At 71.4% G+C, this 24,103-nt stretch carries 20 protein-coding genes; 13 read left to right on the top strand and 7 right to left on the bottom strand.

Translation table 11 applies throughout. From position 1 onward, the window contains the following. The first annotated feature begins 296 nt into the window (after positions 1-296). Both AOK22_RS28560 and glxA read left to right on the top strand, forming a co-directional pair. Complete coding sequence (locus AOK22_RS28560; RefSeq protein WP_244165098.1) at positions 297-2,072, top strand: glycosyltransferase family 2 protein; 1,776 nt, start codon at positions 297-299, stop codon at positions 2,070-2,072. Positions 2,073-2,075: 3 nt separating this feature from the next. Further along, positions 2,076-4,043, top strand: coding sequence for a radical copper oxidase GlxA (gene glxA / locus AOK22_RS28565; RefSeq protein ID WP_055701605.1), 1,968 nt, complete (start codon positions 2,076-2,078; stop codon positions 4,041-4,043). Between the two features lie 36 nt (positions 4,044-4,079). On the opposite strand, the gene AOK22_RS28570 is transcribed toward glxA, so the two are convergent. After that, positions 4,080-5,153 carry a glycoside hydrolase family 6 protein gene (locus AOK22_RS28570; RefSeq protein WP_425264075.1) on the bottom strand — a complete coding sequence of 358 codons (1,074 nt, stop codon included), beginning with the start codon at positions 5,151-5,153 and terminating at the stop codon, positions 4,080-4,082. A gap of 6 nt (positions 5,154-5,159) precedes the next feature. Continuing rightward, entirely contained in the window at positions 5,160-6,161 is a 1,002-nt protein-coding gene (locus AOK22_RS28575; protein WP_055701607.1) for an ArsR/SmtB family transcription factor, read from the bottom strand. An 82-nt stretch (positions 6,162-6,243) separates the two neighbouring features. On the opposite strand from AOK22_RS28575, the gene AOK22_RS28580 reads away from it, so the two are divergent. The 5 genes from AOK22_RS28580 (at position 6,244) to AOK22_RS28600 (ending at position 11,525) form a co-directional block, all read left to right on the top strand. Further along, positions 6,244-7,518: an MFS transporter gene (locus tag AOK22_RS28580; protein ID WP_055701608.1), complete on the top strand. Its 1,275-nt coding sequence runs from the start codon at positions 6,244-6,246 to the stop codon at positions 7,516-7,518. 10 nt (positions 7,519-7,528) lie between these two features. Next, positions 7,529-8,038: a MarR family winged helix-turn-helix transcriptional regulator gene (locus AOK22_RS28585; RefSeq protein ID WP_055556497.1), complete on the top strand. Its 510-nt coding sequence runs from the start codon at positions 7,529-7,531 to the stop codon at positions 8,036-8,038. Positions 8,039-8,127: 89 nt separating this feature from the next. After that, the gene (locus AOK22_RS28590; protein ID WP_055701609.1) at positions 8,128-8,460 is read left to right on the top strand and encodes a DUF3817 domain-containing protein; all 333 of its coding nucleotides are present in this window, start codon (positions 8,128-8,130) and stop codon (positions 8,458-8,460) included. Between the two features lie 73 nt (positions 8,461-8,533). After that, positions 8,534-10,234: a coenzyme B12-dependent isobutyryl-CoA mutase large subunit gene (gene icmA / locus AOK22_RS28595; protein ID WP_055701610.1), complete on the top strand. Its 1,701-nt coding sequence runs from the start codon at positions 8,534-8,536 to the stop codon at positions 10,232-10,234. A gap of 199 nt (positions 10,235-10,433) precedes the next feature. Next, on the top strand, positions 10,434-11,525 hold the full coding sequence (locus AOK22_RS28600; RefSeq protein WP_055701611.1) for an alpha/beta fold hydrolase: 1,092 nt from the start codon (positions 10,434-10,436) through the stop codon (positions 11,523-11,525). A 27-nt stretch (positions 11,526-11,552) separates the two neighbouring features. Here the strand turns inward: AOK22_RS28600 and AOK22_RS28605 are convergent, their stop codons facing one another. Both AOK22_RS28605 and AOK22_RS28610 read right to left on the bottom strand, forming a co-directional pair. Further along, on the bottom strand, positions 11,553-12,944 hold the full coding sequence (locus AOK22_RS28605) for a sensor histidine kinase (protein ID WP_055701612.1): 1,392 nt from the start codon (positions 12,942-12,944) through the stop codon (positions 11,553-11,555). Next, positions 12,941-13,684, bottom strand: coding sequence for a response regulator transcription factor (locus AOK22_RS28610; protein WP_425264076.1), 744 nt, complete (start codon positions 13,682-13,684; stop codon positions 12,941-12,943). The genes AOK22_RS28605 and AOK22_RS28610 overlap by 4 nt, the downstream gene beginning before the upstream one ends. 64 nt (positions 13,685-13,748) lie before the next feature. Here AOK22_RS28610 and AOK22_RS28615 point away from each other — a divergent pair, with 64 nt between their 5' ends. Together AOK22_RS28615 and AOK22_RS28620 are read left to right on the top strand one after the other, a co-directional pair. After that, positions 13,749-14,921, top strand: a complete 1,173-nt coding sequence (locus AOK22_RS28615) for a UDP-N-acetylglucosamine--N-acetylmuramyl-(pentapeptide) pyrophosphoryl-undecaprenol N-acetylglucosamine transferase (RefSeq protein WP_055701614.1) — start codon at positions 13,749-13,751, stop codon at positions 14,919-14,921. After that, positions 14,918-15,916, top strand: a complete 999-nt coding sequence (locus AOK22_RS28620; RefSeq protein ID WP_055701615.1) for an SDR family NAD(P)-dependent oxidoreductase — start codon at positions 14,918-14,920, stop codon at positions 15,914-15,916. The genes AOK22_RS28615 and AOK22_RS28620 overlap by 4 nt, the downstream gene beginning before the upstream one ends. Positions 15,917-15,968: 52 nt before the next feature. Here AOK22_RS28620 and AOK22_RS28625 read toward each other — a convergent pair whose 3' ends face one another. Next, complete coding sequence (locus AOK22_RS28625) at positions 15,969-16,601, bottom strand: TetR/AcrR family transcriptional regulator (protein WP_055701630.1); 633 nt, start codon at positions 16,599-16,601, stop codon at positions 15,969-15,971. 323 nt (positions 16,602-16,924) lie between these two features. Here AOK22_RS28625 and AOK22_RS28630 point away from each other — a divergent pair, with 323 nt between their 5' ends. The 4 genes from AOK22_RS28630 to AOK22_RS28645 all read left to right on the top strand — a co-directional run bounded on the left by AOK22_RS28630 (position 16,925) and on the right by AOK22_RS28645 (position 21,278). Further along, positions 16,925-17,905: a tetratricopeptide repeat protein gene (locus AOK22_RS28630; RefSeq protein WP_055701616.1), complete on the top strand. Its 981-nt coding sequence runs from the start codon at positions 16,925-16,927 to the stop codon at positions 17,903-17,905. Positions 17,906-18,575: 670 nt separating this feature from the next. Beyond that, the gene (locus tag AOK22_RS28635) at positions 18,576-19,193 is read left to right on the top strand and encodes a DUF6230 family protein (protein ID WP_055701617.1); all 618 of its coding nucleotides are present in this window, start codon (positions 18,576-18,578) and stop codon (positions 19,191-19,193) included. Between the two features lie 161 nt (positions 19,194-19,354). Continuing rightward, a complete protein-coding gene (locus AOK22_RS28640) occupies positions 19,355-19,924 on the top strand; it encodes a DUF6114 domain-containing protein (RefSeq protein ID WP_055701618.1) in 570 nt (189 codons plus the stop codon). Further along, positions 19,914-21,278 carry a hypothetical protein gene (locus tag AOK22_RS28645; protein WP_055701619.1) on the top strand — a complete coding sequence of 455 codons (1,365 nt, stop codon included), beginning with the start codon at positions 19,914-19,916 and terminating at the stop codon, positions 21,276-21,278. The genes AOK22_RS28640 and AOK22_RS28645 overlap by 11 nt, the downstream gene beginning before the upstream one ends. Positions 21,279-21,366: 88 nt before the next feature. Here AOK22_RS28645 and pyk read toward each other — a convergent pair whose 3' ends face one another. Continuing rightward, entirely contained in the window at positions 21,367-22,797 is a 1,431-nt protein-coding gene (gene pyk, locus AOK22_RS28650) for a pyruvate kinase (protein ID WP_055701620.1), read from the bottom strand. A 73-nt stretch (positions 22,798-22,870) separates the two neighbouring features. Then, entirely contained in the window at positions 22,871-24,088 is a 1,218-nt protein-coding gene (locus AOK22_RS28655) for an acetate kinase (RefSeq protein ID WP_055701621.1), read from the bottom strand. Positions 24,089-24,103 lie beyond the last annotated feature (15 nt).

The following is a 24,103-nucleotide window of genomic DNA, read 5'->3' on the forward strand; positions in this document are numbered from 1 at the left end:
TACCCCCGCGGCCCCGCCCCCAAGACGGGCAATAGGCGCAGACCCCGCCAAGGCGCAGACCCCGCCAAGGCGCAGACGCCCACGAACCCGCCCCGCAGACGGACAACACGCGCGGACCCCGCCAAGGCGCAGACGCCCACGACCCCGTTCCTCAAGAGGGCCGAACGTGTGAACCGTTCCGGGTGGGCCGTCATATCTCGCTCGCACGGGCGAACCCCGTTCGACACGCCGGGGAATCTCCACTTTTGTGTGGGTATCGGCTCGTTCGATCACCGAACCAGAACCTGGAGGGCGCTGTGCGGCAGCCTGACGGCTACGACTACGAGACCCACAGCACGCTCGCCGGACCGCTCACAGAGCCGGACGGCGAAGACGGCAGCTACCGGGTCCAGTACCGCAAGCTCATGTCCCGCGAGCCGCACCGAATACGCGCCGTCCTCCTGATGACGCTGGCGCCGATACTCACCGGCGTCCTGCTCGTCTACCTCGTCTGGCCCACGCACTGGACCGAACGCGAGGGCGGCGACCGCTGGCTGGTCGGCCTGGACATCACGATGCTCGTGGCGATCGGTCTGATCGAGCTGTTCATGCTCGTCAACGTCATATCGATCGCCCACGCGACGATGGTGGCCAGGGACCCCGTCCCCGTCGTCCCCGAAGAAGGCACCCGCGTCGCCTTCCTCACCACGTACGTGCCCGGCAAGGAGCCCCTCTCCATGGTCCGGGCGACCCTGGAGGGCGCGGTCCGGATCCACCACACCGGCCCCCTGGACGTCTGGCTCCTGGACGAGGGCGACAGCCCCGAGGCCAAGGCCCTGTGCGAGGAACTCGGCGTACGCCACTTCACGCGCCACGGCGTACCGGAGTGGAACCGCAAGAAGGGCCCCCACAAGACCCGCACCAAGCACGGCAACTACAACGCCTGGCTCGCGCTGCACCACGCGGACTACGACTTCTTCGCGTCCGTGGACACCGACCACGTCCCGCTCCCCAACTTCCTGGAGCGGATGATGGGTTACTTCCGCGACCCGGACGTCGCGTTCGTCGTCGGCCCCCAGGTCTACGGCAACTACGAGACGCCCGTCACGAAGGCCGCCGAATCCCAGCAGTTCCTCTTCCACGCGCTCATCCAGCGCGCCGGAAACCGCTACCGGGCCCCCATGTTCGTCGGCACGAACAACGTCGTACGCATCAGCGCGCTCACGCAGATCGGCGGCCTGTACGACTCGATCACCGAGGACATGGCGACCGGCTTCGAGCTGCACCGCCGCCGCAACCCGCTCACCCGGCGGCACTGGCGCTCCGTCTACACGCCCGACGTGCTGGCGGTCGGCGAGGGCCCGGCGTCCTGGACGGACTTCTTCACGCAGCAGATGCGCTGGTCGCGCGGCACCTACGAGACGCTGTTCAAGCAGTACTGGAAGGCGCCGTTCACGATGCCGCCCGGACGCCTGTTCTCGTACTCGCTGATGCTCGTCTACTACCCGATGACCGCGGTCAACTGGCTGCTCGGCATCCTCAGTTGTGTGCTGTTCCTGTGGTTCGGCGCCAGCGGCACCCAGGTCGCCGCGTCCGTCTGGCTCATGCTCTACAGCGACGCCGCGGCCCTCCAGATCGGCCTGTACCTCTGGAACCGCCGCAACAACGTCTCCCCGCACGAGCCGGAGGGCTCCGGAGGCCTCGCCGGCATGGCGATGTCGGCGCTCTCCGCGCCCATCTACGCCAAGTCGCTGGGCGCCGCCCTGGTGCGCCGCCCGAGCCGCTTCGTGGTCACGCCCAAAGGCGGCGACGCCAGCCCCGACCGGCTGCTCACCTTCCGCATCCATCTCTTCTGGGCCGCGGTGCTCATCAGCTCCCTGGTCGCCTCCTTCGTGCTCGACCACACGCACGTGGCGATGCGCACCTGGGCGGTCCTCGCGCTGATCATCTCCCTCGCGCCCGTCACGATCTGGGCGTTCACGCTCGTCAGGGGGCGCAGGGAGGCCCGGCAGAAGCTGAAGACGAAGGTGCGGAGCGAGGACGGCGAGCCGGAGCCCGCGTTCGCCACCAGCACGACGACCGGAGGGAACTGAGCCATGGCCTACCGGCCCTCGAAGCGCACCAGGAAGACGCTCATCGGAGTCGGCGCGGGCGTCGTCCTCGTGGGGCTCAACGCTCCCGCCGCGCTCTCCTTCGCCGAGGAGAAGTACCACTCGTACAAGATCTCCCAGCCCGGCTACAAGGCCAAGTACGGCTCCTGGAAGCAGATCGACATCCCCGAGGAGTTCCGCACCAACGCCATCCACGCGGCGCTCCTGCACACCGGCAAGGTGCTGATCGTCGCCGGATCGGGCAACGAGCAGAAGAAGTTCGACGCGGGCTCGTTCGACACGATCCTGTGGGACCCCGAGAACGACTCCTTCAAGAAGATCCCCACCCCCGAGGACTTCTTCTGCTCCGGGCACGCCCAACTCCCCGACGGACGGCTCCTGGTGGCGGGCGGCACCGCGCGCTACGAACTGCTCGACGGCGAGGTCGAGCGGGCCGGCGGCGGCATGCGCGTGAAGAACGAGAACCCGGACAAGCCGGTGGTCCTCAAGAAGGGCACCACGTTCCGCTCGCCGTCCGGCATCGAGTACGTCAGCAAGTTCGACGTGAAGGTGCCGAGGGCCAAGCGGGAGTTCGACATCACCTACAACAAGGCCGGGGTGATGCAGCCCTGGAAGACGAAGGTCAAGGCCAGCGAGGCCCGGGTCTTCGTGGAGGCCGCCAAGACGGGCAAACAGTCGGTCACCGAGAAGTCGGCGCAGTACGAGATCGAGGGCCTGACCGGCGAGGATGCCGACAACACGTACGGCATCGCCGAGAAGATCGACATGGAGAAGCAGGACTTCCAGGGGATCAAGGCGGCGTACGAGTTCGACCCGAAGGCCGAGAGGTACATCCCCGTCGACCCGATGGCCAAGGCCCGCTGGTACCCGACCCTCGTCGGCCTGGCGGACGGCAAGGTCCTCGCGGTCTCCGGACTCGACGACGTCGGCGTCATCGACCCGGGCGACAACGAGATCTACGACCCGAAGACGAAGAAGTGGACGGACGGCCCCAAGCGTTACTTCCCGACCTACCCGGCGCTCTTCCTCACCAAGGGCGGCAAGCTCTTCTACCCGGCCTCCAACGCGGGCTACGGCCCCGCCGACAAGGGCCGCGAGCCGGGCCTGTGGGACCTGGAGACCAACAAGTTCGAGAAGGTCCCCGGGCTCGAGGACCTCGACCAGACCGAGACGTCGGCGTCCGTGCTGCTGCCGCCCGCGCAGGACCAGAAGGTGATGATCCTGGGCGGCGGGGGAGTGGGCGAGTCGGAGAAGGCGACGCGGCGCACCGCCGTGATCGACCTCAAGGAGGACAACCCGTCCTTCAAGACGGGCCCGCAGCTCCCGCAGGGCACTCGCTATCTCAACAGCGTGCTCATGCCGGACGACTCGGTGTTCACGACCAACGGCTCCTCCGACTACCGCGGGCGCAGCGCCAGCAACATCCACAAGGCGCAGTTCTACGACCCCAAGACCAACGCCTTCCGCACGGCCGCGTCACCCGAAGTGGGCCGCAACTACCACTCCGAGGCGCTGCTGCTGCCCGACGGCCGCGTCGCCACCTTCGGCTCGGACCCGCTCTTCGACAACGAGCAGAACACCAAGCTCGGCCACTTCGAGCAGCGCATGGAGATCTTCACGCCGCCGGCGCTGCACAAGGGCGGCAAGGACCGCCCGGTGCTCGGCGAGGGCCCCGAGCAACTGGCCGCCGACGGCCGCGCGACCTTCCGCACCGACCACCCCGAGAAGATCGCCTCGGCCCGCCTGATGCGCCCGAGTGCCGTGACGCACACGACGGACGTCGAGCAGCGCTCGATCGCGCTCGGGCTCAGCAAGGGCAAGGACTCGGTGACCGTGGACGTGCCCCGCGGCGACGCGGCCCTGGTCCCGCCGGGCTGGTACATGCTGTTCGTCACCGACCAGGACGGCACGTCGTCCAAGGCGAAGTGGGTCCACGTGGGCCAGGACGACTGATCCAGGTCGGCCAGGACGGCTGAACCGGCCCGGCCCTCAGGCCGACTTGGCGTTGCGCGCCAGGCCCAGCGCGTAGTCCGGCCACCACTGCCCCGCCGCCGGGCCGCCCCGGCACGGGCCGTCCGAGTCGCCCGGCCGCTTGATCCACAGGACGGCGTCGAGCAGCGGATCGCCCGTGCGGTCGGTCGGCGGGGTGCCGAGGCCCCGGCCCGGCGGGTTGCACCAGGCGTCCTGGCGGTCGCCCGCCAGCGGGCCCCGGCCGTTGCGGCTGGTGTCCATCACGAAGTGCTTGCCGCCGACCGTGCCCGACAGCGTGCGGCCGTACGCCTTCGTCGTCGCGTCGTCCTGGAAGTTGGAGACGTTCAGCGAGAAGCCGTCGGCCCGCGCGATGCCCGCCTTCTGGAGCGGCTCGGTCAGCTTGCGCGCGTCGGAGATCCAGCCGGGGTTGCCCGCGTCGAGATAGACCTTCACCCTCGGCTGCCGCTTCAGGCGCTGGATCGCCTCGGAGATCAGCTGGTAGCGGTCCGCGTGGTACTCGGCCGGGGTGCAGCCGTCCACGATGTGCGGGACGGCGTCGGGCTCCAGGACGACCACGGCGGGGGCCGTGCCGATCGCGTCGGCGAAGGTGTTCACCCACGTCCGGTAGTAGTCGGCGCTGCCCGCGCCGCCCGCGGAGTGCTGGCCGCAGTCGCGGTGCGGGATGTTGTACGCGACGAGCACCGCGGTGCGCCCCTCCTCCGCGGCCCCTCGCGTCGCCTCCGCGATGTCGGGCGCCGGGTTGTCGCCGGCCGGCCACACCGCCACCGGCCGCTCGGAGATCCGCTTGAGCGCCTCGGCGTCCTGGGTGCGGCCCTCCCGCTCCCACTGCGTGACCTGCCGGGCGGCGGCGCTGTCGGGGTCGACCCAGAAGCTGCCCGAGGAGGCCCGCGTCCCGTCGGTCGAGGGGCCGGGCACGGAGGTGTCCTTCGCGCCGGAGCCCGCGTCGGACGAGCAGCCCGCGGAGAACCCGAGCGCGGTGAGTGCGGCGAGCGCCGTGAACGTGCGGAGCAGCCGGTGCATCCAGCCCCCTTGGGCGACGGTGACGGTCAGTCGGCCCGGCAATCGTTTCATAAAGGACTAATCCATCCCTTGTACGACACCGCCCCCGGTGACGAGCGCGATGCCGAGCGGCGTGCACTCGTAGAACACCTGGTGCCCGTACCGCCGCGACACCAGCAGCCCCGCATCCCGCAACGCCCCCAGGTGCGCCGACACCGTCGACGGCGCGAGCCCCGTGCGATGCGCGAGGCCCGACGTCGTGGCGGGCACGTCCAGCGCCGCGAGCACCGTCGCCCGGCCCCGCCCCAGCAGCCGCACCAGCGCCGCGGGCGTACGCTCCGACGGCCGTGCCCACAGCCCCGCGATGCCCCGCACCGGATACGCGAGCGTCGGCTGCCACGGCGGATCGAACCCGCTCACCACGTCCGGCCACGAGAACACGCTCGGGATCAGCACAAGACCCTGCCCCGACAGATGCCGCACGTGCTCACCGCGCCACTCCACGGTCAGCGTCCCCGCGTCCCACGACAGCCGACGGTCCAGCTCGGGCAGCAGACCCCCGAGCCCCACCTCCGCCAGCCGCCGCGAGTGAAAGGCCACATCGGCCTCCAGCAGCGCCCGCAGCCGCGGCCAGTCCGGCTCGACCAGCGCACGCCAGGCCGCCTCCAGCGCATCCGCGAGCTCCCGCACCGCACCCGCCGGATCGGCCAGCAGCGCCCGCCCCCGCGCCGAATCGGCCGCCCCCGGAGTGCACGCCAGCGCCCGCGCCATCTCCTCCCGCGCCGCCCCCGGATCGGCCGCGCGCACCCCCGCGATCTCCTCCTCGAAACGCGCGGCCGGACCGATCGGCGGCGGCCCGAGGAAGTCGGGCGAATGCCCGCGCCGCGGCATCAGCAGCCACAGCCCCGCCAGATCCAGACCCCGGCCCGCCTCCCGGATCCGACGCAGCCACCGCGGGTGATAGCCCTGCCGCTCCGGACGCTTCAGCGTGCGCACCGCCTCCTGCGTCTCCCACAGCGGCGACACCGCGAACCGGCAGCGCAACAGATCGTCCTGCCCGAAATGGATGTGGAACGGCACACCGACCCCCTCGCCGCACCCCGAAGATTCGCCCGAGGCCGAAACTCTAGGCCCGCCACCGCCCCCGCGTGAGGCTGCCGCCATGCCAGAAAAGCCCACCGGGTACGCCCGGGTCTTCGCGGTGCGCGAGTTCCGCGTCGTCTTCGCCGCGCACGCCCTCTCCCTGCTCGGCGTCCTCGTGAGCGAGATCGCGCTGACCGTCCTCGTCTACGGCCTCACCGGCTCACCCCTGCTCGCCGCCCTCACCTTCGCGCTCGGCATGCTCCCCTACCTCGTGGGCGGCACCCTGCTCTCCGGCATCGCCGACCGCCACCCACCACGACGCGTCCTCGTCCTCTGCGACCTCCTCTGCGCGGGCTGCGCCGCCCTCATGGCCCTGCCCGCCACCCCCGTCGCCGCGCTGCTCGCCCTGCGCTGCGCCATCGCCCTCGTCTCACCCGTCTTCAACGGCACCCGCATGGTGACCCTCACCGACATCCTCGGCGACGGCGACCTCTTCGTCCTCGGCCGCTCCCTGCTGCGGATCGTCTCCCAGAGCTCCGTCCTCGTCGGCTTCGGCCTCGGCGGCGTGCTGCTCACCCTCGTCCCGCCGCGCGGCGCCCTCGTCATCACCGTCGTGACCTTCGCCGTCTCCGCGTTGCTGCTGCGCTACGGGACCGGGCGCCGCCCCGCGCGCGGGGGCGACGGCGAGAAGAAGGCGCTGGTCCGCGACTCGCTCGACGGCGCCCGCCGCGTCCTGGGCGACCGCCGCGTACGCGCCCTGCTCCTGCTCTTCTGGGTGCCGCCGATGTTCCTCGTCGCCCCGGAAGTGCTCGCCGCCCCCTACGCCGACCAGCTCGGCATCGGCACCTGGGCCGTCGGCCTGCTGATGTGCGCGCTGCCGGTGGGCACCATCGCGGGCGAGCTGTACGCGGGCTCCGCGCTGTCCGCCGCCGCGCGGGCCCGCGTCGTGCTGCCGCTCGCCGCGCTCACCCTCGTCCCGCTCGCCGTGTACGCGGCCGTGCCCGGCCTCCCGCTGGCCCTCGCCGCGCTCGCGCTCGCCGGGGCCGGCTCGGCGTACACCCTGGGCCTCGACCGCTGGTTCGTCGACGCGGTCCCCGACGACCTGCGGGGCCGGGCGATGACCCTGCTCACCGCGGGGCTCATGACGGTCCAGGGGATCGGGATGTCCCTGGCCGGGCTGGCCGCCGAGTTCTGGGCGGTGAGCACCGTCGTCGCGTGGGCCGGTGCGCTCGGCACGGTCTGCTGCCTGCTCCTGGTGGCCGAGGCGCGCCGCACGGCCGCGGGCCGGACGGCTCCCCGGGAACGTACGACCGAATTGCGAGACGGGGCTGACCAGCATATGACCGGCGGGTAAGGTCGATGCCGTGCCGAAGCCCCTCAGCCTCCCCTTCGATCCGATCGCCCGCGCCGACGAGCTCTGGAAGCAGCGCTGGGGGTCGGTCCCGGCCATGGGCGCGATCACCTCGATCATGCGCGCGCACCAGATCCTGCTGGCGGAGGTCGACGCGGTCGTCAAGCCGTACGGACTGACGTTCGCGCGCTACGAGGCGCTGGTGCTGCTCACGTTCTCGCAGGCCGGCGAGTTGCCGATGTCGAAGATCGGCGAGCGGCTCATGGTGCACCCCACCTCCGTGACCAACACCGTCGACCGCCTCGTGAAGTCCGGGCTCGTCGACAAGCGCCCCAACCCCAACGACGGCCGCGGCACGCTCGCCTCCATCACGGAGAAGGGCCGCGAGGTCGTCGAGTCGGCCACGCGCGAGCTGATGGCGATGGACTTCGGGCTCGGGGTGTACGACGCGGAGGAGTGCGGCGAGATCTTCGCGATGCTGAGGCCCCTGCGGGTGGCGGCGGAGGATTTCGAGGAGAAGTAGGGCCTGCCCGAGGCGAAAGCAGAGCCGTCGGTTCCGCTCGGGGCGGGGGCGGCGAAGATCGCGCAAAACAGGCGGTTACGCTCGTAGCCATGAAGCGAAGCGTGCTGACCCGCTACCGGGTGATGGCCTATGTCACCGCCATCATGTTGCTCGTCCTGTGCACCTGCATGGTGTTCAAGTACGGCTTCGACAAGGGCGAGGGTCTGACGCTCGTCGTGTCGCAGGTCCACGGCGTTCTCTACATCATCTACCTGATCTTCGCCTTCGACCTGGGCTCCAAGGCGAAGTGGCCGTTCGGCAAGCTCCTGTGGGTGCTGATCTCGGGCACCATCCCGACTGCCGCGTTCTTCGTCGAGCGCAAGGTCGTCCGCGAGGTCGAGCCGCTGATCAACGACGGCTCCCCGGTCACCGCAAAGGCGTAACCCCGCCGCCACGGACAGGTCCGTGGCGGTCCGCCATCGACATTTACTAGGACGTCCTAGTAAATTCGAAGGCATGGACGCTGACGCCATCGAGGAAGGCCGCCGTCGCTGGCAGGCCCGTTACGACAAGGCCCGCAAGCGCGACGCGGACTTCACCACGCTCTCCGGAGACCCGGTCGACCCGGTCTACGGACCCCGGGACGGGGACACGTACGAGGGGTTCGAGCGCATCGGCTGGCCCGGTGAGTACCCCTTCACGCGCGGGCTCTACCCGACCGGATACCGCGGCAGGACCTGGACCATCCGCCAGTTCGCCGGCTTCGGCAACGCCGAGCAGACGAACGAGCGCTACAAGATGATCCTGGCCAACGGCGGCGGCGGGCTCTCCGTCGCGTTCGACATGCCGACGCTCATGGGCCGCGACTCCGACGACCCGCGCTCGCTCGGCGAGGTCGGGCACTGTGGCGTCGCCATCGACTCCGCCGCCGACATGGAGGTCCTCTTCAAGGACATCCCGCTGGGCGACGTCACGACGTCGATGACGATCTCCGGCCCCGCCGTGCCCGTCTTCTGCATGTACCTCGTCGCGGCCGAGCGGCAGGGCGTCGACCCCGGCATCCTCAACGGCACGCTGCAGACCGACATCTTCAAGGAGTACATCGCGCAGAAGGAGTGGCTCTTCCAGCCCGAGCCGCATCTGCGCCTCATCGGCGACCTGATGGAGCACTGCGCGCGCGATATCCCCGCGTACAAGCCGCTCTCGGTCTCCGGCTACCACATCCGCGAGGCCGGGGCGACGGCCGCGCAGGAGCTGGCGTACACCCTGGCCGACGGCTTCGGGTACGTGGAGCTCGGCCTCTCGCGCGGCCTCGACGTGGACGTCTTCGCGCCCGGCCTCTCCTTCTTCTTCGACGCGCACGTCGACTTCTTCGAGGAGATCGCCAAGTTCCGCGCCGCGCGCCGCATCTGGGCCCGCTGGCTGCGCGACGAGTACGGGGCGAAGACCGACAAGGCCCAGTGGCTGCGCTTCCACACGCAGACCGCCGGTGTCTCGCTCACCGCGCAGCAGCCGTACAACAACGTCGTGCGCACCGCCGTCGAGGCGCTCGCGGCCGTCCTCGGCGGCACCAACTCGCTGCACACCAACGCCCTCGACGAGACCCTCGCCCTGCCGAGCGAGCAGGCCGCCGAGATCGCGCTGCGGACGCAGCAGGTGCTCATGGAGGAGACCGGCGTCGCCAACGTGGCGGACCCGCTGGGCGGCTCCTGGTACATCGAGCAGCTCACCGACCGCATCGAGGCCGACGCCGAGAAGATCTTCGACCAGATCAAGGAGCGGGGGCGCCGCGCCCACCCGGACGGGCAGCACCCGATCGGGCCGATCACCTCGGGCATCCTGCGGGGCATCGAGGACGGCTGGTTCACCGGCGAGATCGCCGAGTCGGCGTTCCAGTACCAGCAGGCCCTGGAGAAGGGCGACAAGCGGGTCGTGGGCGTGAACGTCCACCACGGCTCCGTCACCGGCGACCTGGAGATCCTGCGGGTCAGCCACGAGGTGGAGCGGGAGCAGGTCCGTGAGCTCGCGGGGCGCAAGGAGCGGCGGGACGAGGCGCGGGTGCGGGCCTCCCTCGACGCGATGCTGGCGGCCGCGCGGGACGGGTCGAACATGATCGCGCCGATGCTCGACGCGGTGCGGTCCGAGGCGACCCTCGGTGAGATCTGCGGGGTCCTGCGGGACGAGTGGGGGATCTACGTGGAGCCGCCGGGGTTCTAGGACTCTCGGCAGGTTGTGGACCGGGGGAGGGCTTCTCAGGGGCGCGGGGAACCGCGCGCCAAGCCCTCACCAGGCCGCATATGGTGTCAAAAACGCCCTGGTCGCCCACGCTCCGGCGGCCGGCGCGAATTCGTAGGTTTAAGGCCCAGGGGCCGGGGCAGGCGCCGCCGGTCAGCCAGTCCTGCCCCTGGAGTCACCCTTGAGCTCGAACGGTCACGCCCGCACCGCCGCCGTCGCGATAGGCGCCGCCACCTGCACCGTCCTCGGTGCGCTGCTGATCGGCGGCTCCGGCGAGGTCAGTGCGAGCCCGCCGCCCGAGCCGAAGGTCCAGGACGCCTTCGACTCGCTCGGCCCGGACGTGCGGCCGGTGAAGCTCTCCGGCGGGCGGACCGCGCACTACTCCGACACCGGGAACAAGGACGGCAAGCCCGTCCTGTTCATCGGCGGCACCGGCACCAGCGCCCGCGCCTCGCACATGACGGACTTCTTCCGCACGACGCGTGAGGACCTCGGCCTGCGGCTGATCTCCGTGGAGCGCAACGGCTTCGGCGACACCGCGTTCGACGAGAAGCTGGGCAAGGCCGACTACGCGAAGGACGTCGTCGAGGTCCTCGACAAGATCGGCGTCGACGAGGTGTCCGTGATCGCGATCTCCGGCGGCGGCCCCTACGCCGCCGAGCTGGCCGAACTGGCCCCCGGCCGGATCTCGCAGCTCCACCTCGCCGCCGCACTGCCGCCCTACGGCCCGAAGGCCGCGTACTGCGGACTGTCCGACGACGCGCTCGCCGACGCCGTGAAGGACCAGATCAAGGACCCGCGCACGTGGTGGGCCTTCCCCGACGACAGTCCCGTGAAGTCGATACCGGGCTTCGCCGACACCGCGTACGAGGAGGGCGCGCGCACCTACAACCAGCGCGGGCAGCAGGCCGACCCGGCGCCGCAGGTGCACGAGCAGAAGCTGTACTGTCAGCGCCCGGGGCCGGACCTGTCGAAGCTGGACGCCCCCGTCTACCTGTACGGCGGCAAGAAGGACACCACCGTCCCGCCCGCCACGCTCAAGACGTGGCAGGAGGCGCTGCCCGGCAAGGCGAAGGTGCGGTCCTACGCGGACTCCGGGCACGACGTGCAGTACCGGCACTGGGACCAGATCCTGGTCGACCTGGCCGGGCACGGGGAGCGCACCGTGGTGTGCAAGGGCGAGAAGACCCGCGTCCTCGTCGCTCGCGAGGCCGACCGGCTCGTCGCCAAGGGCAAGGCCACGCTGGGCAGTTGCGCCTGGGCGAAGAAGTAGCCGGCCGGGGCCCGGGGGCCGGCGCCGTCAGGGCGCCGGCAGGGTGAGGCGGAACAGCGCGCCGCCGCCCGGCGCCCGCTGCGCCGTCAGCTCCGCGCCGTGCGCGTGCGCGATCTGGCGTGCCATCGCGAGACCCAGGCCCGAGCCCGGCAGGGCGCGGGCCTTCTCCGCGCGGTAGAAGCGGTCGAAGACGTGGGGGAGGTCCTCCTCCGCGATGCCGGGGCCGTGGTCGCGCACGGTCAGGGCCGTGGGCGTCAGCGCGACCTCGACCGGCGCGCCCGGCGGGCTGAACTTGGCCGCGTTGTCCAGGAGGTTGGTGAGCAGGCGCGAGAGGCGGGCCGGTACGCCGGGCACGCTGAGCTCCGCCGCCTCGGGCGCCACCTGGAGCGAGAAGGGGACGGCGGGCCAGTGGCCGCGGGCCGCGTCGACCGCGTGCGCGGCCAGCGGGGCGAGCCGTACCTCTTCGAGCAGCGGCTGCGGTTCGGCCTCCCTGGCCAGTTCGATCAGGTCGTTGACCAGGCCGGTGACCTCGCGCAGCTGACGGCCGAGCGCACCCGAGGCGCGCTCGCGCTGCGCGTCGGTCAACCGGTCCGCCCTGGCGAGGAGTTCGGCGTTCGTGCGCAGCGCGGTCAGCGGGGTGCGCAGCTCGTGCGAGGCGTCGGCGACCAGGCGGCGGCGGGCCGTGACGGACTCCTCCAGTTCGGCGAGCATCGTGTTGAACGAGGTGGCCAGGCGGGTCACCTCGTCCTCGCGGCCCGGCGGGCCCGGCGGCAGTTCGATGCGGTGGCGGGCGTCGCGGGTGGCGGCGATGCGTTCGGCGGTGGCGGTCAGGCGGGTGATCGGGGCCAGCCCCGTGCGCGAGACCCAGTAGCCGCCGACGGCGGACAGCAGCACGCCCGCGCCGCCCACCGCGGCGAGCAGCGAGGCGGCCTGGCGGACGCCGCGTTCGGCGATGTCGGCGCGCAGGGCGACCTGCACGGCCTCGCCGTCCTTGCCGAACGTGGTGGTGTACATCCGGCCCGGCTTGCCGCCGGGCAGGTCGAAGTTCGAGTAGTACGCGGCGTGCCGGCCGGCGGCGACCGCGCGCGTCTCGGCGGAGACGGGCAGCAGGTAGGGCTTCGCCGGGTCGTCCGCCGGGTCCTCGGGGACGATCTGTGAGCAGGCGGGGGCGCCCAGGTAGCGGCACTCGCCGGTCATGACGCCGGGGCCCTCGGCGCGGTGCTGCTGGGCGACGAGCGTGGCCGTCTGCGCGAGGTTCTGGTCGAGCTGCTGGTAGAGCTTGAAGCGGATCACGAAGAACGCGGCCGCGCACACCCCGATCGCCACCAGCGCCACGGCGGCCGCGGCGGCGACCGCGAGCCGGGTGCGCAGCGGCCTGCGGCGCCGCCAGCGCGCGCCGAGCCTGCGCCGCGCGGTCACGGCGAGCCCAGGCGGTAGCCGACGCCGTGCACGGTGTGGACCAGACGCGGCTCGCCGCCCGACTCCAGCTTGCGGCGCAGGTAACCGACGTACACCGCCAGGGAGTTGGAGTCCGGGCCGAAGTCGCGGCCCCACACGGTCCGCTGGATCAGCTCGCGTGGCAGGACCTGCCCCGCGTTGCGCAGCAGGAGCTCCAGGAGGGCGGCCTCCGTGCGGCTGAACTCGACGGTGCGGTCGCCGCGTCGGCCCGTGCGGGTGGCCGGGTCAAGGACGAGATCGCCGTACACGAGGTCGTCGCCCTCGTCCGCGGCCCGCTCCGGGGTCGCGCGCCGCAGCAGCGCCCGGACGCGCGCCACCAGCTCGTCGAGCGCGAACGGCTTGACCAGGTAGTCGTCGGCGCCCGCGTCCAGGCCGTCCACGCGCTCGCTCACCGAGTCCAGGGCGGTCAGCACGAGCACCGGTGTGCGGTCGCCCGCGGCGCGCAGCTGACGGCAGACGGCGAGGCCGTCCATGACCGGCATCAGGACGTCAAGGACGACGAGGTCGGGCTCCCAGCGCGCCACCGCTGTGAGCGCGCGGTGGCCGTCGGCCGCGCCCCGCACCTGGTGGCCCTCGACCGTCAGGGCGTCCTCGACGGCGGCACGGACCTCGGGGTCGTCGTCGACGACGAGGATCCGGTGCGGCGCCGCCCCGCCCGCGCCCGGCGGGCCGCCCTTGCCGGGCATGCTCGTGAAGCTCATGCACCAAAGGTGCCAAACGCGGCTCTTAAAACCCTCTTAGACCCTCGCGTGAAGCTCCACTGCCATGCGAACCACTCACTCCGATCCCTCGGGGCGCTCCCGCCTCTCCGTCGTGATCGGCGCGGGCGGCACCGGTGGGCACATCTATCCCGGTCTCGCCCTCGCCGACGCGCTGCGCCGGGCCGTGCCCGACGCGGTGATCTCCTTCGTCGGCACCGAGCGCGGCCTGGAGACCCGGCTGATACCGGACGCCGGGTACCGCCTGCACACCGTCGACATGATCCCCTTCGACCCCTCGCTCGGGGCCCGCCGCTATCTGCTGCCCGCCGCGCTGATGAAGTCCGGCGCGCAGTGCCGCGCCATCCTGCGCGAGCAGGGCGCGCAGGTCGCCGTCGGCATGGGCGGCTACCCCAGTGCCCCCGTCATCGTGGGCGCCCGCATGGCGGGCCTGCCGAGCCTCATCCACGAGTCCAACGCCGTGCCCGGCCGCGCCAACCGGTTCGCGGCCCGCCTCACCCCGCACATCGCCGTCGCCTTCGACCGCAGCCGCGCGCACCTGCCGGGCGGCGAGCGGGCGCACACCACGGGGATGCCCATCGCCGCGCCGCTCGCCGCGCTCGACCGGGCCGCGCTGCGCGCCGAGGCCCGCCGCGCGCTCGGTGTGCCCGAGGGGGCCCGGCTCGTCCTCTTCAACGGCGGCAGCCTGGGCGCCGCGCGCCTGACGGAGGCCGCGCTCGGCCTCGCCGCCCGGTGGCACGACCGGCCCGACGTGTACCTGCTGATCAAGACGGGTCCCGCGGCCCTCGACGACGCGCGGGACCGGCTCGCGTTCGAGGGCGGGAACGCGGTGGCGCGCGCCGTCCCCTACCTCGACCGCATGGACCTCTCCTACGCCGCCGCCGACCTCGTCGTCTGCCGCGCGGGCTCCGCGACGGTCGCGGAGCTGGCCACCACCGGGGTGCCCGCCGTCCTCGTGCCCTATCCGCACGCGCCCGGCGACCACCAGACCCACAACGCCCGGGTCCTGTCCGACGCGGGCGCCGGCCTTCTGCTGCCCGACGCCGAGACCACCGCGGAGCGCCTCGCGGAGCTGCTCGGACCGCTGCTCGCGGACCCCGCGCGCCTCGCCGCGATGAGCGGCGCCGCGGACCCCGGACCGCACGCCCGCGCCGCCGATCTGCTCGCCGCGCGGGTCCTCGAACTCGCCCACGTCACCCCTCACTTGGAGTACGCATGAACACCCCCTTCTCCTGGCACGACCGCACCGTCCTCGTCACCGGCGCCGAGGGGTTCATCGGCTCGACGCTGGTCGACCTGCTGCTCGCGGAGGGCGCGAAGGTCCGCGCCCTCGTGCACTACAAGCCGTACGCGGAGAAGGGTCACCTCGCGCATCTGCTCGGCGACCCGCGCGTCGAGATGATCGCGGGCGACGTGCGGGACCCGGGGCGCGTGATGGACGCGGTCGCGGGCTGCGACACGGTCTTCCACCTCGCCGCGCTGATCGGCATCCCGTACTCGTACGACTCCCCGGGCGCGTACGTCCAGACGAACGTCGTCGGCACCGAGAACGTCGCGGAGGCGTGCCGGCGGCACTCGGTGCGGCGGCTCGTCCACACCTCCACGAGCGAGGTGTACGGGACGGCGCTGACCGCGCCGATCAGCGAGTCCCATCCGCTGCAGCCGCAGTCGCCGTACTCCGCCTCGAAGATCGGCGCCGACATGATGGCGCTCTCGCACTGGCACGCCTTCGAGCTGCCGGTGACGGTGGTGCGGCCCTTCAACACCTACGGTCCGCGCCAGTCGGCCCGTGCCGTCATCCCCGCGATCCTCGCCCAACTGCACGCGGGCGCAAGGGAGATCAAGCTCGGTTCGCTGACGCCCACGCGGGACTTCACGTATGTGACGGACACGGCCCGCGGGTTCATGGCGATGGCGGCGTGCGACCGGGCGCTCGGGCACGCGGTGAACCTCGGCGTGGGCCGGGAGATCTCCATCGGTGACCTGGCCGAGGCGCTGATCGCCGCGTCCGGGCGCGAGGCGTCGGTGGTCGTCGACCCGGCGCGGCTGCGTCCTTCGGGCAGCGAGGTGGAGCGGTTGCTGTCGGACAACTCGCGGGCGCGGGAGTGGGCCGGGTGGGTCCCGGAGGTCTCCCTCGCCGAGGGGCTGAAGCGGACGTCGGCGTGGGTCGCCGAGAACCTGGAGCTGTTCGCCCCCGGGCGGTATCAGGTCTGAGGTCCGCCCGCGGGCGGGCGGGTGCGGGCCGGACGCGCGGTCCGGGCGCCCCTCACGCCTGGCCCGCGGCCGCCGCCAGCCCGCCCAGGAGCAGCAGCGTGAAGCGCCGTGCCCACTCCTCGTCCACCGGTTCCGCGCTGACCAGGGCGCGGTGGACCACCGCGCCCGCCGTCACGTCGAAGATGAGGTCGGCCGTCTGACGGGCCGTCTCGGGGTCCGGCTCGGGCGGGAGTTCGCCGCGCTCCTGGGCGCGCTTGCGGCCCGCGAGGACGAGACGTTTCTGCCGGTCGACGATGGACGTGCGGATGCGGTCCCGCAGCGGCTCGTCCGTCGTCGACTCCGCGACCACCGCCATCAGCGCCGTCTTCGTCTCGGGGCGGCCGAGCAGCACCGCGAACTGCAGGACGACGCCCTCGATGTCGGCGGCGAGGCTGCCGCGGTCCGGCAGCTCCAGCTCGTCGAAGAGCTCCGCGACCGCGTCCACGACCAGCTCGCTCTTGCCCGCCCAGCGCCGGTAGAGCGTCGTCTTGGCGACGCCCGCGCGCGTGGCGACGGCCCCGAGCGTCAGCTTGGACCAGCCCAGCTCGACGAGGCCCTGCCGGGTCGCCTCCAGGATCGCGGCGTCGGCGGCCGCGCTGCGGGGGCGGCCGCCGGTGCGGGCGGGAGGCGTGGTGCGGCTCTGCATGCCCGCGACCATACCGGCCAGTACGGAGCGGTTCGGGGGGCGGAGTGAGCGAGATCACCGATGCCCCCTCCCCACGCCCGGGGCGGTCCAGTTACGCTACGACCCGTAGCGAAAGCTGGTGGGTGCGGCGGACGGCGCACGCCCGACCCCCACGAGCGGGCGCTGCGAGCGACAACCACGCAGTACGAGGCGCGGGGTGGGGACCCCGGGCCGACAGACCACCGGTCCTCCTCGGGACCTCGGACCACGCCCTTCACGGTCCCGCAATCCGGCGGGGGAAGAAGGGTGGGCGGTTCCCGCACGGCTTGGGGGAGGATGTACTCATGCAGCCACGGAACATGTCCATGAGCGGAGTCGTCGACCTCGCCGCGGTGAAGGCGGCCCAGGAGGCCAAGGCGAAGGCGGAGCAGGCGCGCGCCGAAGCGGCCCGGCAGGGCGGGGGAGCGGCAGGGGCCGCGGTCTCCCCGTCGAGCCTGGTCATCGATGTCGACGAGGCGGGCTTCGAACGCGAGGTCCTGCAGCGCTCCACCGAAGTCCCGGTCGTCATCGACTTCTGGGCCCAGTGGTGCGAGCCGTGCAAGCAGCTGAGCCCCCTCCTGGAGCGGCTCGCGCAGGAGTACAACGGCCGTTTCCTCCTTGCCAAGATCGATGTCGACGCGAACCAGATGCTGATGCAGCAGTTCGGGGTCCAGGGGATCCCGGCCGTCTTCGCGGTGGTGGCCGGGCAGGCCCTGCCCCTCTTCCAGGGCGCGGCCCCCGAGGCGCAGATCCGCCAGACCCTGGACCAGCTCATCCAGGTCGGCGAGGAGCGCTTCGGCCTGACGGGTCTCACGGTCGACGCGGACGCGCAGGGGGAGCCGGCCGCGGAGGCCGAGGTGCCCGCCGGTCCTTACGACGCCCTCCTCGAAGCGGCCGTGCAGGCCCTGGACGCGGGCGACCTGTCCGGCGCCGTGCAGGCGTACCGGAACGTGCTGAGCGACGACCCGGCCAACACCGAGGCCAAGTTGGGCCTCGCGCAGGCCGAACTGCTCCAGCGGGTGCAGGGCCTGGACGCGCAGACGGTCCGCAAGGACGCCGCCGACCGGCCCGCGGACGTCGCCGCGCAGATCGCCGCCGCCGACCTGGACCTGGTGGGCGGCCATGTCGAGGACGCCTTCGGGCGCCTGATCGACACGGTGCGCCGCACGGCGGGCGACGACCGGGACGCCGCGCGGGTGCGGCTGCTCGAACTCTTCGAGGTGGTGGGCGGGGACGACCCGCGGGTGACGGCGGCGCGCACGGCGCTCGCCCGGGTGCTCTTCTGACGCCCGTGCCCGGGCCCTCCGCCCGGGCCGTCCACGAGCCCGTCGGCTGACCTGTCCCTAAACGCCGGGGCGTGTGGTGCCGGAGTGAAAAGTCTGTTCCCAGGGCGCCACAGAGGCCGCGCTTTACCAAAACTTGGTAAACGCGGCCTCTGTTACTTGGAGTAAGACGCGGGCATCCTTTTGAACGTCTTCACACCTCCATGTCCCGTTCTGCTCCAGCCGATGGGGCCACCGTCTGTCGTCGGCCGATACCGCGCGGTCGCGCTTCGGTTATCCGGCCGTTACTAGCGAGTAACGAACCCCCTTGTGCGGGGGCCGAGAATGCACCACGATCGGCGACGCTCGGTCCATTGACCCGCAGCCCCGACAGCCACTCGGGGAGCGGTGTTTCTGGGTCCCCACCGAGCAGGCCGGTGACGCCGTCGCCGGTCTGGACAGGGGGGTCTCTGCCGGTCCCGGCAGGGCCTGTCCGTGAGGTTGTGCGTGATGCGTCAGGCGCGACCAGTGGTTGTCGCTCGGGGGTGATCGCCGGTGATGCGGGCGCATGCGCGCCTCCGATACGGGCGCTCTCCTTCCCGAGGACGTAGCACTTCTCCCATCCCTGCCCGGCTGAGCCGCCCGAAGGGGAGCAGTCAGGGCCGGAGATGTACGTCCGAGAAGGAGGAAAGTCATGGAGTCCGTGGCTCGTGGCGGAACCAGATGGAAGCGGTTCGCCGTGGTCATGGTGCCGAGCGTCGCGGCGACTGCCGCGATAGGCGTCGCCCTGTCCCAGGGTGCGCTCGCGGCATCGTTCAGTGTGTCAGGGCAGCAGTTCAAGGTGACTGCCAAGGAGCTCAACGGTACGGGATTCGTCCAGTACGGAGCCCTGGACAGCGGCAAGTCGGGTAACCACCCGGTCGCCGTCGTCGGTCTCGATGAGGCCGAGATCACCAACCTCTGCCAGTCCGTGGTCGTGCCGGTCCCGGTCTTCGGCGATGTGTCGATGGTCCTGAAGGCCGGCGCCGAGGGTGGTCCGAAGGTAGAGGCCAAGAAGCTCTACATCGACGCCGACGACCTGAAGGCCAACGCGACCTTCAACAAGGTCGACATCGGCGTCTCGGTCGACCAGACCACCAAGGGTCCGGGTCCGTCGAAGGGCGACAAGTACGTCCCGGACTCGTTCGCGCAGCAGGCGGAGTCGGTGAAGTTCACCGACGTCAAGCAGCGTGCGTGGGCGACCACCGCCGGCACCTTCAAGCTCTCTGGCCTCGGCATGTCGGTCAAGAAGGGCAAGCACGAGTGCTACTAGGGGAGTTGACGCTTCCCTAGCGGGCCGCCCGCGGCCCGGTACGCACTCGATGCGATGAACACGGCCGGGCGCGGGGGCGCGACGGCACATGACGGAGCCGTCCCCGTGCCCGAATCCGCACGACACACAGAACCAACGCCATTCCCGAGGAGCTGTACGACATGAGCGCCGAAGCGCAAGTGGGACTGGGCGACAAGCTCGGCCGGATGCGCCGATCGTTCCGAGGGTGGCGCGGTCAGCGCCCGTTCTGGGGTGGTCTGCTGACGCTGCTCGGCGGCATCCCGATCATGTACTTCCCGTACGCGAACCTCACGCTCGGCACGATGACGATCCGGATGGCGACCACCGCCGGCGCCGGATCGCTCATCATCGGCGTGCTGTTGGTCGTGCTCGGTCTGACCATGTGGTTCCAGCCGCACTCCCGGGTCTTCGCGGGTGTCGCGGCGATTCTGCTCGCCCTGGTCTCCCTCGTGGTCTCCAACTTCGGCGGCTTCGTCATCGGCTTCCTGCTCGCCCTGATCGGTGGCGCCCTCGGCGTCTCCTGGGCGCCGGCACGGCCCGCCGACAACGGTGCGAAGGGACGTACGGCCAAGGACTCCGGCGACCCCGTGGACGGCGGGGCCCCCGAGCCCACCGCCGCAGCGGCCGCGGGCGGGGTGAGCGGCGAACAGGACGATCTGTCAGGAACGAGCCCGACGAACGGGACGAACGGGAGGCACCGTGCCGGCTGACGAGGTGCACCACGAGGGCTCCGCGGGGGAGCCCCGTGCGAGAACCGGGCCGCGCCACGCGGCACCCAGGAAGCCGCTGCTGACCCGGCTGCAGGTGCCCGCCGGCAAGGCGATCGCCATCGCGGCGATGCCCACCGCCGTGCTGATGGGCATGGGGCTGACGCCGACGCTCGCGCAGGCGAAGCCCGGTGTCCCCGAGAACCCCTTCCAGGACGGCCCGTGCGTCACGGCGCCGGACAAGGACGCCGAGCAGGACGCGAAGCAGGAGGCCGAGGACAAGGCGAAGGACGAGGCGGCCGAGAAGGACGCCCAGGACGCCGCCGACAAGGCCAAGAAGGACGAGGACGCCAAGGGCTCCGACGAGCCGGACGCGACGCCCTCGCCCTCCGCGGGGGACTCCGCGGGAAGCAAGGACGGCGACGCGGACTCGGGCGACGAGGCCGAGCCCACCCCGAAGCCGACCGACGGCGCGGACGACAAGGAGTCCGAGCCGGACCCCGAGCCCTCCGAGACCAAGAACCCCTGGGACCCGCTGGGCGTCGGCGACGCCCTGAAGGACATCTTCACGCCCGACGAGAAGAAGTCCGAGGAGCCGAAGCCGGATCCGTCCGCCTCGGACGACGGGAAGTCCTCCGGGTCCGAGTCCGGGGACGAAACCCCCGAGGACAAGGCCGAGGACGCCACGGACAAGGTCACCAAGCCCGTCGAGGACACCGTCGACAAGGTCGAGGACGGCGTCGAGGACGGCGTGGGCAAGGCCGGGGACGAGGCGGGCAAGGCCAAGGACGAGGCCGACAAGGCGGCCGAGGACGCGGCGGACGAGGCCGGGCAGAACGAGGCCGAGGACCCGATGGCCCCGGACGCGGACGGCAAGAAGCCGTTCCCGTGCGTGGTCGAGAAGAAGGTCGACGGAAAGGCCGAGCAGACGCCCGCGCCGATCCCGAACCAGCCCTGGTTCCTGGAGGCCAGCTCGCTGACCCTCAAGGGCGCCGACTACCAGGGCGTCGTGAACCTCACGATGCCCAACGGCAAGTCCAAGCAGGCCCTGAAGTACGTCGTGCAGAAGACGGACATCGGCGACCTGCACCAGATCGTCGACGGGCCGGCCGGCAAGAAGTACCACGTCGAGGCCGCCAAGGGCTCCACGTCCACCATCCGGGACGGGGAGACGACGATGTACACCGAGCGGATCTCGGGCAAGCTGTTCGGGCTCATCCCGATCACCTTCGACCCCGAGCACCCGCCGCCGCTGAACATCCCGCTGATCTACTTCACCGACGTGAAGGTGCAGCAGGCGGGCCAGTTCGGCGGGAACCTCACCATCCCCGGGCTGCACCAGTCGATCACGGACTGACCGCACACGGACTTCTCCGGGAGCCGCACAGACGCCGAGGGCGCCCCCTGTCGCAGGGGGCACCCTCGGCGTCGTACGAGGCGGGGGATCAGTCGCGCTCGCCGCCGCCCAGGTGGTGCACCCGGACCATGTTGGTGGTGCCGGGGACGCCGGGGGGCGAGCCCGCCGTGATGACGACGGTGTCGCCGTCGTTGAAGCGGTTGAGCTTGATCAGCTCGGCGTCGACGAGCTCGACCATCGCGTCGGTGTTGTCGACGTGCGGCACCACGTAGGTGTCGACGCCCCAGCTCAGCGTGAGCTGGTTGCGGGTCGCCTCGTCCGTGGTGAAGGCCAGGATCGGCTGGGCCGCGCGATAGCGGGACAGCCGGCGGGCGGTGTCGCCGGACTGGGTGAAGGCGATCAGCGCCTCGCCGCCCAGGAAGTCCGCGATCTCGCACGCGGCGCGGGCCACCGAACCACCCTGCGTACGCGGCTTCTTGCCGGGCACGAGCGGCTGGAGGCCCTTGGAGAGCAGCTCCTCCTCGGCCGCCTTGACGATCTTCGACATCGTCTTGACGGTCTCGATCGGGTACGCGCCGACGCTCGACTCGGCCGACAGCATGACCGCGTCCGCGCCGTCCAGGATCGCGTTCGCGACGTCGGACGCCTCGGCGCGCGTGGGGCGCGAGTTGGTGATCATCGACTCCATCATCTGGGTCGCGACGATCACCGGCTTGGCGTTGCGGCGGCACATCTCCACGAGGCGCTTCTGCACCATCGGGACCTTCTCGAGCGGGTACTCGACGGCCAGGTCGCCACGGGCCACCATCACCGCGTCGAACGCCGCGACGACGCCCTCCATGTTGGCGACGGCCTGCGGCTTCTCCACCTTGGCGATGACGGGGACCCGGCGGCCCTCCTCGTCCATCACCTTGTGGACGTCCTTCACGTCGTTGGCGTCGCGCACGAAGGACAGGGCGACCATGTCGCAGCCCATCTTCAGGGCGAAGCGCAGGTCCTCGACGTCCTTCTCGGAGAGCGCGGGCACGTTCACGGCCGCGCCGGGCAGGTTGATGCCCTTGTGGTCGGAGATGACGCCGCCCTCGACGACGATCGTCTTCACGCGCGGGCCGTCGACCTCGACGACGCGCAGCTCGACGTTGCCGTCGTTGATCAGGACCTGGTCGCCCTTGGAGACGTCGCCCGGCAGACCCTTGTAGGTGGTGCCGCAGATCGACTTGTCGCCCGGGACGTCCTCGGTGGTGATGGTGAACTCGTCACCGCGCACCAGCTCGACGGGGCCCTCGGCGAAGGTCTCCAGACGGATCTTCGGGCCCTGGAGGTCGGCGAGGACGCCGACGGCACGGCCGGTCTTCGCGGCGGCCGAGCGGACCCGGTCGTAGCGGCCCTGGTGCTCGGCGTGCGTGCCGTGGCTGAAGTTGAAGCGGGCCACGTTCATGCCGGCCTCGATCAGCGAGACGAGCTGCTCTTCGGAGTCGACGGCGGGGCCCAGCGTGCAGACGATTTTGGAACGGCGCATGGGGCGATCCTATCGGTTTGTTTCGCTACGGAATATTCCGTCTGGTGGAATCTACAAATGGGCGGAAGTGCGCTCAGGCGTTGCGGTCGCCGACCAAGGCGTACGTCTGTGTCGCGATTTCCAGTTCTTCGTCGGTGGGCACCACGGCGACCGCCACCCGGGCGTACTCCGGCGAAATGAGCCGGGCTTCGTCGGAACGTACGGAATTGAGCGCGCCGTCGACCGCGAGCCCCAGCTCCTCCAGGCCCGCGACCGCCGCCTCGCGCACCGGCGCCGCGTTCTCGCCGACACCCGCCGTGAACGCGATGGCGTCGACCCGGCCGAGCACCGCGTAATAGGCGCCGATGTATTTCTTCAGCCGGTGGATGTAGATGTCGAAGGCGAGTGCGGCTTCCTGGTCGCCCTCGTCGATACGGCGGCGGATCTCCCGCATGTCGTTGTCGCCGCACAGGCCGATCAGACCGCTCTTCTTGTTGAGCAGAATGTCGATCTCGTCGACGGACATTCCGCCGACCCGGGCCAGATGGAAGATGACCGCGGGGTCCATGTCACCGGAACGGGTACCCATCACGAGCCCCTCGAGCGGCGTGAGCCCCATCGACGTGTCCACGCACAGGCCGCCCCGCACGGCGCTCGCGGAGGCGCCGTTGCCCAGGTGCAGCACGATGACGTTGACGTCCTCGGGCGCCTTGCCGAGCAGCTTGGCGGTCTCGCGCGAGACGTACGCGTGGGACGTGCCGTGGAAGCCGTAGCGCCGCACGCGGTGCTCGTCGGCCGTCTTCACGTCCATCGCGTAGCGCGCCGCCGACTCCGGCATCGTCGTGTGGAACGCGGTGTCGAAGACGGCGACCTGCGGCAGGTCGGGACGGAGCGCCTGGGCGGTGCGGATGCCGGTGATGTTGGCCGGGTTGTGCAGCGGGGCCACCGGCACCAGGCGCTGGATCTCCGCGAGCACCACGTCGTCGATGACCGTCGGCGCGGTGAACTTCAGGCCGCCGTGCACCACGCGGTGCCCGATCGCGGCCAGCTCGGGGGAGTCGAGGCCGAGCCCGTCGGCGGCCAGCTCACGGGCGACGGCCTTCAGGGCCGCCTCGTGGTCGGCCATCGGCTCCTCGCGCTCCCGCGACTCGGCGCCGCCGCCGGTCAGCGGGGTGTGCTTGAGCCGCGAGGTCTCCTCGCCGATCCGCTCGACCAGGCCGACGGCGAGACGTGAGCTGTCGCGCATGTCGAGCAGCTGGTACTTCACCGACGAGGAGCCGGAGTTGAGGACGAGTACGCGAGTGGCGGTCACTGAGTGAAGTGCTTT

Origin of the sequence: Streptomyces silaceus (assembly GCF_001419745.1) — a bacterium.
GTDB classification, from domain to species: Bacteria; Actinomycetota; Actinomycetes; order Streptomycetales; family Streptomycetaceae; genus Streptomyces; species Streptomyces silaceus.

What these genes read in the sequence shown, in the direction of transcription:
- glxA (WP_055701605.1), top strand. Translation starts at nt 2,076, where the DNA reads ATGGCCTACCGGCCCTCGAAGCGCACCAGGAAGACGCTCATCGGAGTC.
- AOK22_RS28570 (WP_425264075.1), bottom strand. Translation starts at nt 5,153, where the DNA reads ATGAAACGATTGCCGGGCCGACTGACCGTCACCGTCGCCCAAGGGGGC.
- AOK22_RS28580 (WP_055701608.1), top strand. Translation starts at nt 6,244, where the DNA reads ATGCCAGAAAAGCCCACCGGGTACGCCCGGGTCTTCGCGGTGCGCGAG.
- AOK22_RS28590 (WP_055701609.1), top strand. Translation starts at nt 8,128, where the DNA reads ATGAAGCGAAGCGTGCTGACCCGCTACCGGGTGATGGCCTATGTCACC.
- icmA (WP_055701610.1), top strand. Translation starts at nt 8,534, where the DNA reads ATGGACGCTGACGCCATCGAGGAAGGCCGCCGTCGCTGGCAGGCCCGT.
- AOK22_RS28610 (WP_425264076.1), bottom strand. Translation starts at nt 13,684, where the DNA reads ATGAGCTTCACGAGCATGCCCGGCAAGGGCGGCCCGCCGGGCGCGGGC.
- AOK22_RS28615 (WP_055701614.1), top strand. Translation starts at nt 13,749, where the DNA reads ATGCGAACCACTCACTCCGATCCCTCGGGGCGCTCCCGCCTCTCCGTC.
- AOK22_RS28620 (WP_055701615.1), top strand. Translation starts at nt 14,918, where the DNA reads ATGAACACCCCCTTCTCCTGGCACGACCGCACCGTCCTCGTCACCGGC.
- AOK22_RS28625 (WP_055701630.1), bottom strand. Translation starts at nt 16,601, where the DNA reads ATGCAGAGCCGCACCACGCCTCCCGCCCGCACCGGCGGCCGCCCCCGC.
- AOK22_RS28630 (WP_055701616.1), top strand. Translation starts at nt 16,925, where the DNA reads ATGCAGCCACGGAACATGTCCATGAGCGGAGTCGTCGACCTCGCCGCG.
- AOK22_RS28635 (WP_055701617.1), top strand. Translation starts at nt 18,576, where the DNA reads ATGGAGTCCGTGGCTCGTGGCGGAACCAGATGGAAGCGGTTCGCCGTG.
- AOK22_RS28640 (WP_055701618.1), top strand. Translation starts at nt 19,355, where the DNA reads ATGAGCGCCGAAGCGCAAGTGGGACTGGGCGACAAGCTCGGCCGGATG.
- pyk (WP_055701620.1), bottom strand. Translation starts at nt 22,797, where the DNA reads ATGCGCCGTTCCAAAATCGTCTGCACGCTGGGCCCCGCCGTCGACTCC.